Here is a 15,907-nt window from a genome sequence, read left to right on the forward strand (position 1 = left end):
GCGAGGAGCCCTTGCGACGAACCAATCCAGGCTGTCTCCGCAGAGGCAGCCTGGATTGGTTCGCTGCGCTCGCAATGACGAGTGGAGAGAGCGTGCCTTACGCCACGCCCGCGCGCAGCAGATCGTGCAGGTGCACGATCCCGACCACCTTGCCCGCATCGGTCACCAGCAGTGTCGTGATCTTGCGGGTGTTCAGCACCTCGATCATCTCGCTCGCGAGCATCGAGGGCGGTACGGTCTTGGGCTGCTTCGTCATGATCTCATCGACGGTCACCGTCAAAAGGTCGGGCCGCATGTGACGGCGCAGGTCGCCGTCGGTGATGATGCCGACGGCCTCGCCTGCATCGTTGACGATGCAGACGCAGCCAAGCCCTTTGGCCGACATCTCGACCACGGCCTCCGACATCTTTGTGCCTTCGGGCTTGACCGGAATCTCCGCGCCGGTGCGCATGTAGTCGCGGACGAATTTCAGCATTGCGCCCAGCTTGCCGCCGGGATGGAAATGCGCGAACTCCAGCGCAGTGAACCCGCGCCCTTCCAGCAGCGCGATCGCGAGCGCGTCGCCGATCGCGGCCTGCATCAGGGTCGAGGTGGTCGGTGCCAGATTGTGCGGGCAGGCCTCGCGCGCCTTCGGCAGCTCGATCACGAGGTCGGCGGCCTGTCCCAGCGAGGACGAAGCGTTCGACGTCACCGCGATCATGGGGATCGCAAAGCGCGCCGAATAGTTCACGAGGTTCTTCATCTCCGGCTGCTCGCCGGACCAGGACAGCGCCATGATGACGTCGTCGGTGGTGATCATGCCGAGGTCGCCATGGCCGGCTTCGGCGGCGTGCACGAAGAAGGCGGGCGTGCCGGTCGAGGCCAGCGTCGCCGCGATCTTGCGCCCCATATGGCCGGATTTGCCGAGCCCGGTGACGATGACGCGGCCCTTGGCCTGCCGGATCAGCTCGACGGCCTTGGCGAAGGTCGCACCCAGCGGGCCGCGTAGGGCAGCGGCGAGCGCGTTGATGCCGCCGCTCTCCGTCTCCAGGGTGCGGAGCGCGGATTCGACGCTTGTCGGAATGGGGCCGGATGATGCGGTCATCAGCGGTTTCGAGCTCGGCATGGTCTGGTCCAGGGAGGAGGGGCGTTCGCCCGTTGGCGCCTGCTTAGCACGCCCCGGCCAGCGAGGCGACGAGCGCCCGGACACCCTCAACGGGTCATTAACCATAATTGTTTTAACTCCATTAACGATGGTTCCCGCCAGCCGGCAGGGCGATCGTGAAAGTATTTGATTTCGTTGAGGTTATTCCATCGTGGGGTCGTCTCCAGGCAGGGGCCGGAGCAAACGCGCGCATTTCCTGCGCGCGGCTTTGCCATGTCTGGCGCTGACGGCCCTCGGAAGCGGCCCCGCGGCCGCCCAGGGTCTCACGCCCGACCTGTTCAATCCCAACCGCGGCGGCTTTGTCTCGACCGACACGCTGCCGACCCGCCGCACGGCGGGCGTGCCGCAGGCGCCGTCGGATGCATTGCCGGCGCTGCCCGATCCCAACGCAGATCTGCGCAAGCGTCAGCAGACGCCGGCGACCTCGCGCGTCGGTCAGGTCCCGACCTACGGCCTGCCTGCCGCCAACGGGGCGAGCAGCTCGGGCTACGACTCGCTTAACCGCAAACGGCAGCAGCCAAAGCTCTATCCGGGCCAGCCGAAGCCGAAGCGTCCCGCCGGCCCCGGTTCACCGCCGTCGCCCACAACGCCAGTCACGACGCTGGGTCCGCCGCGCATCGCGCCGCCGCCGTCCGAGACCGCGCACAAGACGCCGGTAGCCCCGGCGATGGCGGGCAGCGTGCCCGGCCAGCCGCTGCGCCGCCGCCTCAAGCTCGATGAGGATCCGTTCGGTGCGGTCGGCGATTATGCCGGCAGCTTCCTGATCAAGGGCGGCCTCGAGCTCTCCACCGGCTATGACACCAACCCGGCGCGCCTGAACAAGCCGGTCGGCTCGCCCGTCTATGTCGTCGCGCCCGACCTTCTCGTGCTGTCCGACTGGGAGCGCCACGCGCTGGTCGCCGATCTGCGCGGCTCGTTCTCGGGCTACACCAACAACATGCCGGCGACGATCAACGGCTTCGCGTCGCCCTCGCCGGTCGAGATCGACCGCCCCGACTTCACCGGCCACATCGACGGCCGCATCGACGTCGACCGCGATCTCAAGCTGACATCGCAGCTCCGCCTGCGGCTCGCCACCGACAATCCCGGCAGCCCGAACGTGCAGGCCGGCCTGCAGAAATATCCTGTCTACGCCGCCTATGGGACGACCGTCGGCTTCGACCAGACCTTCAATCGCTTCCAGGTCGCCGCGGGCGCCACGGTCGATCGCACCGCCTACACGGATTCGAGACTCACCGATGGCTCTGTGTTCAGCAACGGTGATCGCGACTTCAACCAATACGGCGGCGTCGGACGCTTCTCCTACGATCTGAAGCCGGGTTTGAAGCCCTTCGTCGAGATCCAGGGCGACACCCGCGTCCACGATCAGGCCGCCGACCGCAACGGCTACTTCCGCGATTCGAACGGCGGCTATGCCAAGGTCGGCTCGTCCTTCGAGTTCTCGCGCATCCTCACCGGCGAGATCTCGGTCGGCTATTCCGCGCGCAGCTACACCGATCCGCGCCTCAGCCAGCTCTCCGGCTTCCTCACCACGGGCTCCTTGATCTGGAACGCCAGCGGCCTCACCACGGTGAAATTCTTCACCGACACGCAGATCGCGGAGACCACGGTCGCCGGCTCCTCCGGCGTGCTGGTGCGCACTTACTCTGCCGAAGTGGACCACGACTTCCGCCGCTGGCTCACCGCGGTCGGCAAGTTCACCTACGGCACGCTCGACTACCAGGGCCAGAATCGCAACGACAAGACGTACTCGCTCGAAGGCAACCTGATCTACAAGCTCAACCGCAACGTCTGGATCAAGGGCACGCTGCGGCACGACATCCTGGATTCGAACCAGGCGGGCTCGAGCTCGCAGGGCACGGTGGTGATGTTGGGCGTGAGACTGCAGAACTAGCAGGCTGTTGAAGAACTCAGCCGCGTTCGCAAACGAAGGCTGAATCGTCGCCATTGTGGATGTAGAAGTGGCCGACGAGCCTGCCCGCAGTGCCGATCATAGCCCATCCGCGACCGCAGGACGGATCATTCTCGTCGTGCCCTTCCCATGAGAACTCGGCGCAGGCCGATCCGTCGCGGGCGCCGTAGCGCACGTCCAGGAAGCCCTTGAGAGCCCCAAAGGCGATTTCGCCATCGGACTTGCCCTGGAAGGTGAGATGCGCCTCTTCGGCAAGATCGAGGAACTCGCTGTCCCAGACGTCCATCTCGACGATGCGCCAGCGGCCGACAAAGGCCTTGGCGAAGCCGGGCACCTTGGCCATCAGCCAGTCTCCGCAATCAGCTTCGGCAGCCGCACCAGATTGTAGGCGGCGGCAGCGAAGGTAAAGGCCCATGCGACGCGATCACGGCCACGGAAGCTGGTCTTCTCTTGCCCGGCAACCGTCTTGATCCAGCCGAATGCCTCCTCGATGCGCTTGCGGATGCGCTGACTGATGGCATAGCCGCCGTGCCGGGTCGTTCGTCCGTCAATCGCAGAACTACGGCCGCTGGTGTTCTGTGCAACATGCGGCGTCACGTTCATCGAGCGCAGTTCGTTGACGAAGTCTTCTGCATCGTAGGCTTTGTCGGCGCCAAGCGTGATCGCTGTCGGTCGGTCGGCACGAGGCTCGATCATGTGCAGCGCGGCCACCCGTTCGGCATGCCCGCCGGCCTGCGTCAGGCAGGCGTCGACCAGCAGGCCGTGGCGGTTCTCCATCAGCCCGTGCCCGATGAAGCACAGCTTCGTCTCCTTGCCTTTGCCCTTGCGGTAGAGCCTGGCGTCCGGATCGGTGGTCGAAGCATGGGTGTCATTCGAGCGTTTCTGGCCATGAAAGTCCGCTTCGGCATTGCGCCCGCCGCCTGGCGCTGGCGGCTCGCCGGAGCCGTCCTTCGGCTTGACGCTCTTCATCGAGGCCCAGGCCTCGATCAGCGTACCGTCGACCGAGAAGTGATCGCTCGACAGAAGCCTCTTCACCTTGGGCTGCGCCAGCACCGCCGCCAGGAACTTGGCCGCGATGTCGCCTTCCAGCAGCCGGTCGCGGTTCTTCGAGAACACCGAATGGTCCCAGGCTGCGTCGTCAACGCCGATTGAACGAACCCGCTACGCGGGAGTGGGGGCAAGCCTGCTGAACTGAGGTGTCCTGTCTGAGAGGATGTTGGTCTTCGCACCACCCCTCTCAAGACAGGAGACCCAGATGGCTACGATGAGCCCTCTTCGGCAGCGCATGATCGAGGACATGACGGTCCGCAATCTGTCGCCGTCGACTCAACAATCCTATATCTATGCGATCGCAAAGTTTAGCCGCCATTTTGGCTACGCCCCGGACCGGTTGAGTTTCGAGCAGGTCCGCGCCTACCAACTGCATCTCATCGGTCAAAAGCGTTCGTGGTCCCACATCAATCAGGTGGCCTGCGCGCTGCGGTTCTTCTACGGCGTCACACTCGGGCAGACGGAGGCATTCGAGCGGATCATCGGTGGCCAGAAGCCCGACAAGCTCCCGCTCGTGCTTAGTGCCGAAGAGATCGAGCGCTTCCTGGACGCGGTTACAGGGGTGCGCAATCGCGTCGTGCTGGCGACGGCTTATGCGGCTGGCTTACGGGTTAGTGAAGTCGTCCGCCTGAAGGTGAGCTCGATCGACAGCAAGCGAATGTTGATCCACATCGAGAACGGCAAGGGCGGCAGGGATCGTTACGCGATGCTTTCTCCGCGACTGCTGGAGATTCTACGTACGTACTGGATGCGAGCCCGGCCGGGACTGTGGCTATTTCCAGGCCAAGACCCAAGTGAACATGTCAGCGTCCGCTGCGTCCAGGCGGCCTGCCGCGCCGCCCGCCGCCGCGCTCGGCTTGCCAAGCCGATTACTGTCCATACGCTCCGGCACTCGTTTGCGACCCATCTCCTGGAAAGCGGGATCGACATTCGCATCATTCAAGTTCTGCTCGGACATGCCGACCTGGGATCGACCGCGCGCTACGCTCAGGTTGCGACCAATCTGCTCGCCCGCACGACCAGCCCATTCGATGGACTCTCCGTTAGGGTGATCCCACCCAACTGAGCTGCGCATATGCGCCCCGTGCTCGAGGTGGCGGACATCCTCCGCCGCCACGGCGGCGCGTTCCGTGCCGCGCAGGGGCCTCGGCTGTCCTCCGATCAGCGCCGTGTGATGGCGGCCATCGAGGCGTGTCGCACAGCGACGCTCGGCGGCCACGTCGAGCGGTGCGACGACTGCGGCCTGGTCCGCGTCGCCTATAACAGCTGTCGCGATCGGCACTGTCCAAAGTGCCAAGCGCTCGCGCGCGCCCAATGGCTCGCCGAGCGCCAGGCCGACCTGCTGCCGGTCCCCTATTTCCATGTCGTCTTCACCGTGCCGGCGCCGGTGGCCGCCATCGCGCTGCAGAACAAGACGGTGGTCTACGACATCCTGCTCAAGGCAGCAGCCGAGACGATCCGTCTCATCAGCGCCGACCCGAAGCATCTCGGTGCCGAGACCGGGATGATCGCCATTCTCCATACCTGGGGCCAGACCCTAACGCATCATCCGCATGCCCATTGCCTCGTGCCAGGCGGCGGGATCGCCCCTGATGGAAGCTGGGTTCATTGTCGCCCCGGCTTCTTCCTTCCCGTTCGCGTCCTGTCACGATTGTATCGTCGGCTGTTCCTGGAGCGCCTGCAGGCGGCGTTCAATGGCACCAAGCTCCAGTTCTTCGGCCATCTCGCGCACCTCGTCGAGCCAGCGGCATTCGCCCGCCATCTAAACGCCCTCCGCAAAGTCGAGTGGGTCGTCTACGCCAAGCGTCCCTTCGGCGGACCAGAACAGGTTCTGGCCTATCTCGGGCGCTACACCCATCGCGTTGCGATCGCCAACGGCCGGCTCCTTACCTGTGACGAGGGCCACGTCCGCTTCCGGTGGAAGGATTATCGCGCTGGCAACAAATCCAAAGTGATGACGCTCGACACTGAGGAGTTCCTTCGTCGCTTTCTGCTCCACATATTGCCGAAGGGGTTTCGCCGCATCCGTCATTTTGGTTTCCTGGCGAACGCCTGCCGCGCCGCCAAACTCGCGCGCATCCGAGCGGCGCTTGAGGCGCCGCAGCCACCTCCGCCTGCCGAAGCTGTCAACTATCGTGAGCGCTGCGCCATCCTCCTTGGTCACCGCCTCGACTTATGCCCCATCTGCGGAGGCCGCATGGTCGAGATTGGGCCTGTGCCGGGTGCGCCAGCGCAGCGACGCGCAGCACCTCGCTGCGACACATCATGACCGACGACCTCGATTTGTTCGCTCCCACTGCACATGCTGCCCTGCCGACGTTCTCCGTCGGAACGATCAAGCACGCTCACAACGCCCGGCGAACGGGCGATAGTCAGCCGCCTGGGCTTGACGCGCCGTTCCACGCTATCGACGGCGGCATCCTTTGCTGCCAACATCAGCGACAATCTGCGGCCACAATCGCTCGCGGGCCCGACATCGGGTCAATCGCGCCTACCGGCGCCTAGATCGAGCCCCCATAGGTCCGCGCTCACAAGACGCGGCTTCGTTCAATCCAGCTTCAAATAGGTCCCGCGCTGGACTTGCGGCGAGATCTGCGACGCGGGACCTATTTGAACCCTCCAGTATTCCGACGAACCAGCGGAACAGCAGGTCGTATTCCAGTCGCTCCATCAGAAGCCGCTCCGAGCGGATCGAATAAAACGCCTGCAACAGCATCGCCCGCAGCAGCTTCTCCGGCGGGATCGACGGCCGCCCAATTGGCGAATAGAGCGCGGCAAACTCTCGCTCCAGCGCCGACAGCCCTTCGTTCACAATCGTCCGGATCGCTCGCAGCGGATGATTACGCCGCACCCGCGCCTCCAGGTCGACGTAGCTGAACAGTTCGCCCGTTCGATTGTCGCCGCCGCGCACGCACCATCTCCGAATCTCATCGGAGCCAATGAATCACGGTCGCCGGTCGGCGGCGAGCGCCTTTTTCAACAGCCTGCTAGAGGGGCGGCGAGGCGCTTGAGCGAATGCGGAATAGTTGGCTCCGCGCCCGCCACCCACTCCGCTGTCGTGCCCCGGCTTGCCGTCTTCGCTGAAGCTTCGCCGGCCGAGCGCGTGTAGGCCCGGCGTAGCTTGGCGGAGCCGGGACCGGGGCATCCAGTACGCCTCGGCTTATCGATTCAATTACAACTGTCTCTGGAATACTGAATCGCCCGGTCAAGCCGGGCGATGACACCGTTTGTTGAACTGGCAGCGGAGCGAGCCTCACTCAGCGCGGCAGATCCGTCTTCCCCATCAGGAACGTATCGATCGACCGGGCGCACAGCCGCCCTTCACGGATCGCCCACACCACCAGCGATTGCCCGCGGCGCATGTCGCCGGCGGAGAACACGTTGGGGCGCGAGGTCTGGTAGTCCAGCGTGTTGGCCTTGACGTTGCCGCGCGGGTCGAACTCGACCGCGAGCAGCTTGAGCAGGCCCTCGTGCACGGGATGGACGAAGCCCATGGCGAGCAGGACAAGCTCGGCGTCGATCTCGAACTCGGTGTCGGCAATCGGCTTGAACTTGTCGTCGACGCGCACGCAGTGCAGCTTCCTGACCTTGCCGTTCTCGCCCGAGAACTTCTGGGTCAGCACGGCATATTCGCGGATCGCGCCTTCGGCCTGGCTGGAGGAGGTGCGCATCTTCAGCGGCCAGTTCGGCCAGGTCAGGCCCTTGTTCTCGCGCTCGGGGGGAGCGGGCATGATCTCGAGCTGGGTCACCGACAGCGCGCCCTGACGCAGCGAGGTGCCTATGCAGTCCGAGCCGGTGTCGCCGCCGCCGATGACGACGACGTGCTTGCCGCCGGCCAGGATCTCCTGGACTCCGCCGAGCGGCTCCCCGGAGACGCGGCGGTTCTGCTGCGGCAGGAAGTCCATGGCGTAGTGGATGCCTTCGAGATCGCGGCCGGGGATCGACAGGTCGCGCGGGGCTTCCGCGCCGCCGGTCAGCGCGACCGCGTCGTACTGGTTGAGCAGCTCGCGCGGATCGACATTGCCGGCTGCGCCGACATGGCTGTTGTAGTGGAAGGTGACGCCTTCGGCTTCCATCTGCGCCACACGGCGGTCGATGATGCGCTTCTCCATCTTGAAGTCGGGGATGCCGTAACGCAGCAGGCCGCCGGCCTTGGCGTACTTCTCATAGACATGCACGTCGTGGCCGGCGCGCGCGAGCTGCTGCGCGCAGGCCATGCCCGCCGGACCCGAGCCGATCACCGCGACCTTCTTGCCGGTCTTGACCGCTGCCACTTCCGGCTTCAGCCAGCCATTGTCCCAGGCGCGGTCGACGATCGCGCATTCGATGGTCTTGATGGTGACGGGGTTGTCGTCGATGTTGAGCGTGCAGGACGCTTCGCACGGCGCCGGACAGATGCGGCCCGTGAACTCAGGAAAGTTGTTGGTCGAATGCAGGTTGCGCGAGGCCTCTTCCCAGTTGCCCTGGTAGACGAGGTCGTTCCAGTCGGGGATCTGGTTGTTGACTGGGCAGCCGGGCGTGCCGGGCGCAACCGAGCCGGTCCCGTGGCAATAGGGAATGCCGCAGTTCATGCAGCGCGCCGCCTGCTCGCGCACCTCCTTCTCGGAGAGCGGAACGACGAATTCCTTGAAATGCTTCAAGCGCTCGGCGACCGGGGTGTACTTGCGATCGTGCCGTTCGATTTCCAGAAAACCCGTGATCTTGCCCATTAAACCCGAAGTCCCTGCCGCTAAGTTTTCTTTTCCGTCGTTCCGGGATGCGCGCGCTGCGCGCACACCCGGAACCTGGAGGTTATCTTTGCGAGATTCCGGGTTCGCGCTTTGCGCCCCGGAATGACGCCAGTTGAGAGTTACGCCCCGATCGCGATTTTCGGCTCGGCGTCCGCATTGGCGGCCAGTTCGCGCAGCGCGCGCCGGTACTCGACCGGCATCACCTTGCGGAACTTGGGCAGCCATTCCTTCCAATTGGCGAGGATCTCGGCGGCACGCTTGGAGCCGGTTGCCTTGGCATGGCGCGTGATCAGCACGTGCAGCCGCTCGACGTCGGAGGCGAGCAGGTTCTTGAACACGTCGACCCGGCCGTGCGCCTCGAGATCGCCGGAGGCGTGATAGGTGTCGGCGTTGATCATCTCCTCCGACAGCACCGGTTCGAGCTCGACCATGCTGAGGTTGCACAGCTTGTCGAAGTCGCCGGCCTCGTCCAGCACATAGGCGATGCCGCCGGACATGCCGGCCGCGAAGTTGCGTCCGGTCTTGCCGAGCACGACCACGATGCCGCCGGTCATGTATTCGCAGCAATGATCGCCCGCGCCCTCGACGACAGCGACCGCGCCCGAGTTACGAACGGCAAAGCGTTCGCCGGCGATGCCGCGGAAGTAGCATTCGCCATCGATCGCCCCGTACATCACGGTGTTGCCGACGATGATGCTCTCTTCCGGCACGATCGCCGAGTTCCGCGGCGGCTTCACGATGATCTTGCCGCCCGAGAGGCCCTTGCCGACATAGTCGTTGCCTTCACCCTCGAGCTCGAAGGTGACGCCATGGGCGAGCCACGCACCGAAGGCCTGGCCCGCGGTACCCTTCAGGCTGACATGGATCGTGTCATGCGGCAGGCCGGCATGGCCGTAGATCTTGGCGACCGCGCCCGACAGCATCGCACCGGCGGAGCGGTTGGTGCTGTTGATCGTGGCCTCGATCTTCACCGGCGCGCCGCGGTCGAGCGCAGGCGTCGCCTGCTCGATCAGCGTGCGGTCGAGCACCGCCTCCAGATGATGGTTCTGGCGCTCGGAGTGATAGATCTTCTGGCCCTTCTCTTCCTTCTGCTTGACGAACAGTTTTGAGAAATCGAGGCCCTTGGCCTTCCAGTGCGCGACCAGCTTGGTCTGATCGAGCAGCTGAACCTGGCCGATCATCTCGTTGAAGGTGCGGAAGCCGAGCGAGGCCATGATCTCGCGGACTTCCTCGGCGACGAAGAAGAAGTAGTTGATCACGTGCTCGGGCTGGCCCGTGAAGCGCTTGCGCAGCACCGGATCCTGCGTCGCGACGCCGACGGGGCAGGTGTTGAGATGGCACTTGCGCATCATGATGCAGCCGGCCGCGATCAGCGGCGCAGTGGCGAAGCCGAATTCGTCGGCCCCGAGCAGCGCGCCGATCACGACGTCACGGCCGGTGCGGAAGCCGCCGTCGACCTGGACCACGATACGGCTGCGCAGCCGCTCGCGCACCAGGGTCTGGTGGGTTTCGGCAAGGCCGATCTCCCACGGCGAACCGGCATGCTTGATCGAGGTCAGCGGCGAAGCGCCAGTGCCGCCCTCGAAGCCCGCGATGGTGACGTGGTCGGCGCGCGCCTTGGCGACGCCCGCGGCGACCGTGCCGACGCCGATCTCGGAGACGAGCTTGACCGAGACGTCGCCCGTCGGGTTGACGTTCTTGAGGTCGTAGATGAGCTGCGCCAGGTCCTCGATCGAGTAGATGTCGTGGTGCGGCGGCGGCGAGATCAGGCCGACGCCCGGCGTCGAGTGCCGGACCCTGGCGATGGTCGCGTCGACCTTGTGGCCGGGCAGCTGGCCGCCTTCGCCGGGCTTGGCGCCCTGCGCCATCTTGATCTGCATCATGTCGGAGTTGACGAGATACTCCGTGGTGACGCCGAAGCGGCCCGAGGCGACCTGCTTGATCGCCGAGCGCATCGAATCGCCGTTCGGCATCGGCTTGAAGCGGTCGGCCTCCTCGCCGCCTTCGCCGGTGTTCGACTTGCCGCCGATCCGGTTCATGGCGATCGCGAGCGTGGTGTGCGCCTCGCGCGAGATCGAACCGAAGCTCATCGCGCCGGTGGCGAAACGCTTGACGATGTCCTTGGCCGGCTCGACCTGGTCGAGCGGGATCGGCTTGCGCTTCTCTTCCTCGGCGTTCTTGATCCGGAACAGGCCGCGCAGCGTCAAAAGACGCTCCGACTGCTCGTTGAGGATTTTTGCGAAGGCGCGGTAGCGCTCCTGCGAATTGCCGCGCGCCGCGTGCTGGAGCAGGGACACCGACTCGGCGGTCCAGGCATGGTCCTCGCCGCGGCTCCGATAGGCATATTCGCCGCCGACATCGAGCGCGCTCTTGTAGACCTGTGCGTCGCCGAACGCGTCGGCATGGCGGCGCACGGCTTCTTCCGCGATCTCGGCAAGGCCGACGCCTTCGACGCGGGTGTGCGTGCCGGCGAAGAACTTGGCGACGAAATCGGCCTTCAGACCGACGGCGTCAAAAATCTGCGCGCCGCAATAGGACTGGTAAGTCGAGATGCCCATCTTGGACATCACCTTGAGCAGGCCCTTGCCGATCGACTTGATGTAGCGCTTGACGATCTCGTAGTCGTCGAGCGAGCCGGGCAGGCGGTCCTTCATCGCGATGATGGTTTCGAACGCGAGATATGGATTGATCGCTTCGGCGCCGTAGCCGGCGAGGCATGCGAAGTGATGCACTTCGCGCGGCTCGCCGGATTCGACGACGAGACCGACCGAGGTGCGCAGTCCGACGCGGATCAGATGATGATGCACGGCGGCGCAGGCCAGCAGCGCCGGGATCGGCACGCGGTCGGTGCCGACCATGCGGTCCGACAGGATGATGATGTTGACGCCCTCGCGCACCGCGCTTTCAGCGCGCGCGCAGAGCTCGTCCAGCACCTGGTCCATGCCGGCTGCGCCGAGACCGGCGTGGAAGGTCGTGTCCAGCGTGCGCGACTTGAAATGCGTGTCGGCGACCTCCGAGATCGAGCGGATCTTTTCCAGGTCCGCGTCGGTCAGGATCGGCTGCCGCGCTTCGAGGCGCTTGGTCGTGGCCATGCCCTGCAGGTCGAACAGGTTCGGCCGCGGTCCGATGATGGAGACGAGGCTCATCACCAGCTCCTCGCGGATCGGGTCGATCGGCGGATTGGTGACCTGCGCGAAGTTCTGCTTGAAATAGGTGAACAGCGGCTTGGCCTTGTCCGACAGCGCCGAGATCGGCGTGTCGTTGCCCATCGAGCCCGCGGCTTCCTCGCCGGTGGCGGCCATCGGCGTCATCAGGATGGCGATGTCTTCCTGGCTGTAGCCGAACGCCTGCTGACGATCGAGCAGCGACAGGTTGGAGCGCACGCCGGTGGTCGGTACCTTCGGCAGGTCTTCGAGCACGATCTGGGTCCGCTCCAGCCACTCCTTGTAGGGATGGCTCGCGGCTAGCGTGGCTTTGATCTCGTCGTCGGGGATCAGGCGGCCCTGCTCGAGATCGACCAGCAGCATCTTGCCGGGCTGCAGGCGCCACTTGGTGATGATCTGGTCCTCGGGGATCGTCAGCACGCCCATCTCGGACGCCATCACGATGCGGTCGTCCTTGGTCACGAGATAGCGCGCCGGCCGCAACCCGTTGCGGTCGAGCGTGGCGCCGATCTGGCGGCCGTCGGTGAAGGCGATCGCGGCGGGGCCGTCCCACGGCTCCATCAGCGCGGCATGATATTCGTAGAAGGCGCGGCGCTTCTCATCCATCAAGGGATTACCGGCCCACGCCTCCGGAATCATCATCATGACGGCGTGCGGCAGCGAGTAGCCGCCCTGCACCAGGAACTCGAGCGCGTTATCGAAGCAGGCGGTGTCCGACTGGCCTTCATAGGAGATCGGCCACAGCCGGTTGATGTCCTTGCCGTACAGCTCGGAGCTCACGGAGGCCTGGCGTGCCGCCATCCAGTTGGTGTTGCCGCGCAGCGTGTTGATCTCGCCATTATGCGCGATCATGCGGTAGGGATGCGCCAGCGACCACGCCGGGAAGGTATTGGTCGAGAAGCGCTGATGCACCAGCGCGAGCGCGCTCTCGAAGTCCTTCTCGTGCAGATCGGGGTAGTACTTGCCGAGCTGGTCGGCGAGGAACATGCCCTTGTAGATCACGGTGCGGCAGGACATCGAGCAAGGGTAATAGCCGGCGAGGCCGCGGTCGCGGCGCTGGTAGATCGCCTGCGAGATCGACTTGCGCAGGATGTAGAGCCGACGCTCGAACTCGTCCTCCGTCTTGGCCGTGCCGTTGCGGCCGATGAACACCTGCATGCAGGCGGGCTCGGTCGGCTTCACGGTGACGCCGAGCGAGGAATTGTCGGTCGGCACGTCGCGCCAGCCGAGCAGGGTCAGGCCCTCTTCCTTGATCTGGTCCGCGATGATGCTCTTGATGACGTTGCGCCAGGCGGTGTCGCGCGGCATGAACAGCGCACCGATGGCGTATTCGCCGGGCGCCGGCAGCGTAAAGCCGAGTTCCTTGGCCTTGCGGCTGAAGAAGGCGTGCGGGATCTGCACCAGGATGCCCGCGCCGTCACCGGCGCGGGGGTCGGCGCCGACCGCACCACGGTGCTCGAGGTTGCAGAGGATGCTCAGCGCATCCGAGACGATCTCGTGCGACTTCTTGCCCTTGATGTTGGCGATGAAGCCGACGCCGCAGGAATCCTTCTCGAGGGCGGGATCGTAGAGACCCTCGGCTTTTGGGCGCGAATTGTGCTCCTGAATCGGGTCGGTCGTTTTCGAGGCGACCGTCGCCGACAGCTCTTCTGCCACGATGTTTGCGCGCTCGAATTGCGACCCGTTCATTGTTCTGTCCTCTCCATGCGGCAAGCTGCCTCACCGCCATCTTCGGCGCACCTTGGGCGTTCCGCGGCACCCGCCTCTGGGTCACCGCTCGTCCGCTGCGAGCCGCATTTTCTTAAATTCAGGCCTAGGCGCTCTTCGTCCCCGAGAACGGCTTTGCCTGGTAGCTTGCCGACGCTCGAGAGCACCGGTTTTCGCTGCAATCCCTGTGCCGGAACCGCCAGCAAAATTGAGACAGTCTTCCTGTCCTAACCATCACCTTGCCAAATTTTTGTCTAGCACACAAGCGTGCGGAAGTCGCGATTCCCGATATGTCAATCAATCGCTTTCCGAAAGTTGCGCAGCCCCGGTTTTGGAGCAAACGCGCCCTGATCCGGCCCTGTGGACGCCGGAATCCCGAATGAAGCTTCGGATCAACCCTTCGGAAGGCGCGCCCCGCCGCAAGAAGCGAAAGAGGGCGGCTACCGGAGGGTCTGACAGGAGCGTCTCGATCATGAAGTTTTTCACAGGATGTGTGGCGGCCGCCGCGCTGGTGCTGGCTGCAAGTGCGGGACACGCCCAGGTTCCCGCGAGCGGTACGGTTGGAGGGGCGGTGATCGCGGTGTCGGATTTCGATGGACCCTTGGCATCGCCGGAGGCCACCCCGCCGCCGCGTTACGGTTACGGCTACGATTACGAGGAACGCGGTCCGGCGCCGGTATTGTTGCCGTCAACGGAGGTTTACGCGGTGCTGCGTGAAAACGGCTTCTCGCCGCTCGGCATCCCGCGGCTCCGCGGCAGCGTCTACACCATCGCGGTGATCGACCGCCGCGGCGACGACGGCCGGCTGGTGATCGACGCCCGCGACGGCCGGATCATCCGCTTCATGCCGGCTTCCGATGCTTACGGCATGGCGCCGCCCTATGAGGAGCGGGCGGTCGGCTCTTACGGCCCGCAAACCGCGCTGCCGCCGCCGACCATGATCCGCAGCGGCCCGCCACGCCCGCCGGCCTCGATCCCGCATGTTGCCAAGCGCGCCGTGCCGCTGCCCAAGGCGGCTGCGCCGCGTGGCGAGGCGCCGGTCGCGGCGGCGAAGCCGGTCGAGCCCACGGCACAGCAGGCGCGGGCGCCGGAGGCTCAGCCCGCTCAGGCGCAATCTGCCCACCAGACCGCGGCCGTACAGGCAAAGGCCGCCGAGGCCGCAGCGCCGACAGTCGCTCAGGCCAAGCCGGGTCCGACGATCCTGCCGACACAGGAGATGCCGGCTGCGCAAGGGCTGGATTAGCGAGGTGGTGCGTTGGGGTAATGGGTCCTGGCTCCCGTGCGCAATGGCGCACTAGGCCAGGACGACATTGGAGCAAAACAAAAGGCGCCCGAATAACTCAGGCGCCTTTTGCATTCACGCAATCACCTTAGCTCCGCGGATACCCCGCCGCGTCCAGGATCAAGTTCGCCACCTCCTTCGGATGTGACACCAGCGAGAGGTGGCCGGCGTCGAGCTCGATCGTAGTGGCGTTCATGCGCTTGGCGAGGAAGCGCTCGAAATCGGGGTTGATGGTGTAGTCGTTCTTCGACACCGCGTACCAACTCGGCTTGGAGCGCCACGCCGCCTCCGTGGTGCGGCCGGCGAAGATCGAGGCCGCGGTCGGCCATTGCACGGCATAGAGCTCCTTGGCCTGCTCCGGCTTCACGCCATTGGCGAAGTACTTCAGGAAGGCCTCTTCCGAGAGCTTGGTATAGCCGTCGCGCTCGACGATGCCGGCACGCGCCGGCCCGGTCGGAAACTGCTTCGACAGCGCCACGAAATCCTCATTCGCATCGGGCGCGCGTGCGGCGACGTAAACGAGGCCGGTGACCTTCGGGTCGGTGCCGACCTGGCTGATCACGGTGCCGCCCCAGGAATGCGCGACCAGCACGGTAGGGCCGTCCTGCTCGGCCAGCGCCCGCTTGGTCGCCTCGACGGAATAGACAAGCGAGGACAGCGGATTCTGCACGGCCGTCACATGCAGGCCTGCAGCCTGCAGGATCGGGATCACCTCCGACCAACTCGAGCCGTCGGCCCAGGCGCCGTGCACCAGCACCACGTTCTTCGCCTTCACCGTCTGCGGTGTCTGGGAATGAGCAAGGTTGAGCGGAGCCGCCAAGAGGCTCGCGGCGACGAAAAGGCTGCGCCAGAGTGACATGATGTTTCTCCGTCTTGTTTGGGGTCGATGCCCAAAGGACGGCGCGCGAGGCCGCAGCG

The 15,907-nt window shown here is 65.2% G+C and carries 9 protein-coding genes and 2 pseudogenes; 4 read left to right on the forward strand and 7 right to left on the reverse strand.

The genetic code is table 11. The annotated features are described in order from the left end of the window. Window positions 1-97 precede the first annotated feature (97 nt). On the reverse strand, window positions 98-1,105 hold the full coding sequence (locus P6U27_RS04650; RefSeq protein ID WP_164936767.1) for an SIS domain-containing protein: 1,008 nt from the start codon (window positions 1,103-1,105) through the stop codon (window positions 98-100). Between the two features lie 190 nt (window positions 1,106-1,295). On the opposite strand from P6U27_RS04650, the gene P6U27_RS04655 reads away from it, so the two are divergent. Beyond that, window positions 1,296-3,038: an outer membrane beta-barrel protein gene (locus P6U27_RS04655; RefSeq protein ID WP_407193712.1), complete on the forward strand. Its 1,743-nt coding sequence runs from the start codon at window positions 1,296-1,298 to the stop codon at window positions 3,036-3,038. Between the two features lie 16 nt (window positions 3,039-3,054). Here the strand turns inward: P6U27_RS04655 and P6U27_RS04660 are convergent, their stop codons facing one another. Together P6U27_RS04660 and P6U27_RS04665 are read right to left on the reverse strand one after the other, a co-directional pair. Next, complete coding sequence (locus P6U27_RS04660) at window positions 3,055-3,399, reverse strand: hypothetical protein (protein WP_122402509.1); 345 nt, start codon at window positions 3,397-3,399, stop codon at window positions 3,055-3,057. Beyond that, a pseudogene (locus tag P6U27_RS04665) lies at window positions 3,399-4,205 on the reverse strand (IS5 family transposase); the annotation flags it as partial. The pseudogene P6U27_RS04665 and the gene P6U27_RS04660, both read right to left, overlap by 1 nt. A gap of 106 nt (window positions 4,206-4,311) precedes the next feature. Here P6U27_RS04665 and P6U27_RS04670 point away from each other — a divergent pair. Together P6U27_RS04670 and P6U27_RS04675 are read left to right on the forward strand one after the other, a co-directional pair. After that, on the forward strand, window positions 4,312-5,172 hold the full coding sequence (locus P6U27_RS04670; RefSeq protein ID WP_162500198.1) for a site-specific integrase: 861 nt from the start codon (window positions 4,312-4,314) through the stop codon (window positions 5,170-5,172). Between the two features lie 9 nt (window positions 5,173-5,181). Further along, window positions 5,182-6,375: an IS91 family transposase gene (locus P6U27_RS04675; RefSeq protein WP_407193637.1), complete on the forward strand. Its 1,194-nt coding sequence runs from the start codon at window positions 5,182-5,184 to the stop codon at window positions 6,373-6,375. Window positions 6,376-6,729: 354 nt separating this feature from the next. Here the strand turns inward: P6U27_RS04675 and P6U27_RS04680 are convergent. The 3 genes and pseudogenes from P6U27_RS04680 to gltB form a co-directional block, all read right to left on the reverse strand. After that, window positions 6,730-7,017, reverse strand: a pseudogene (locus P6U27_RS04680) (transposase); the annotation flags it as partial. A 346-nt stretch (window positions 7,018-7,363) separates the two neighbouring features. Then, window positions 7,364-8,815, reverse strand: coding sequence for a glutamate synthase subunit beta (locus P6U27_RS04685; RefSeq protein WP_122400863.1), 1,452 nt, complete (start codon window positions 8,813-8,815; stop codon window positions 7,364-7,366). A gap of 140 nt (window positions 8,816-8,955) precedes the next feature. Beyond that, entirely contained in the window at window positions 8,956-13,689 is a 4,734-nt protein-coding gene (gene gltB / locus P6U27_RS04690; protein ID WP_122400864.1) for a glutamate synthase large subunit, read from the reverse strand. A gap of 490 nt (window positions 13,690-14,179) precedes the next feature. Here gltB and P6U27_RS04695 point away from each other — a divergent pair, with 490 nt between their 5' ends. Then, window positions 14,180-14,950 (forward strand): hypothetical protein, encoded by a 771-nt coding sequence (locus tag P6U27_RS04695; protein WP_209294647.1) that lies wholly within the window; start codon window positions 14,180-14,182, stop codon window positions 14,948-14,950. Window positions 14,951-15,077: 127 nt separating this feature from the next. Here P6U27_RS04695 and P6U27_RS04700 read toward each other — a convergent pair whose 3' ends face one another. Further along, window positions 15,078-15,848, reverse strand: coding sequence for an alpha/beta fold hydrolase (locus P6U27_RS04700; protein WP_209294648.1), 771 nt, complete (start codon window positions 15,846-15,848; stop codon window positions 15,078-15,080). Between the last annotated feature and the right edge of the window lie 59 nt (window positions 15,849-15,907).

Origin of the sequence: Bradyrhizobium sp. STM 3566, from assembly GCF_045571445.1 — a bacterium.
GTDB classification, from domain to species: domain Bacteria; phylum Pseudomonadota; class Alphaproteobacteria; order Rhizobiales; family Xanthobacteraceae; genus Bradyrhizobium; species Bradyrhizobium vignae.

Bases quoted from the DNA above. Each gene is read 5' to 3' on its own strand.
- P6U27_RS04650 (WP_164936767.1), bottom strand. From the start codon at position 1,105: ATGCCGAGCTCGAAACCGCTGATGACCGCATCATCCGGCCCCATTCCG.
- P6U27_RS04660 (WP_122402509.1), bottom strand. From the start codon at position 3,399: ATGGCCAAGGTGCCCGGCTTCGCCAAGGCCTTTGTCGGCCGCTGGCGC.
- P6U27_RS04670 (WP_162500198.1), top strand. From the start codon at position 4,312: ATGGCTACGATGAGCCCTCTTCGGCAGCGCATGATCGAGGACATGACG.
- P6U27_RS04675 (WP_407193637.1), top strand. From the start codon at position 5,182: ATGCGCCCCGTGCTCGAGGTGGCGGACATCCTCCGCCGCCACGGCGGC.
- P6U27_RS04685 (WP_122400863.1), bottom strand. From the start codon at position 8,815: ATGGGCAAGATCACGGGTTTTCTGGAAATCGAACGGCACGATCGCAAG.
- gltB (WP_122400864.1), bottom strand. From the start codon at position 13,689: ATGAACGGGTCGCAATTCGAGCGCGCAAACATCGTGGCAGAAGAGCTG.
- P6U27_RS04695 (WP_209294647.1), top strand. From the start codon at position 14,180: ATGAAGTTTTTCACAGGATGTGTGGCGGCCGCCGCGCTGGTGCTGGCT.
- P6U27_RS04700 (WP_209294648.1), bottom strand. From the start codon at position 15,848: ATGTCACTCTGGCGCAGCCTTTTCGTCGCCGCGAGCCTCTTGGCGGCT.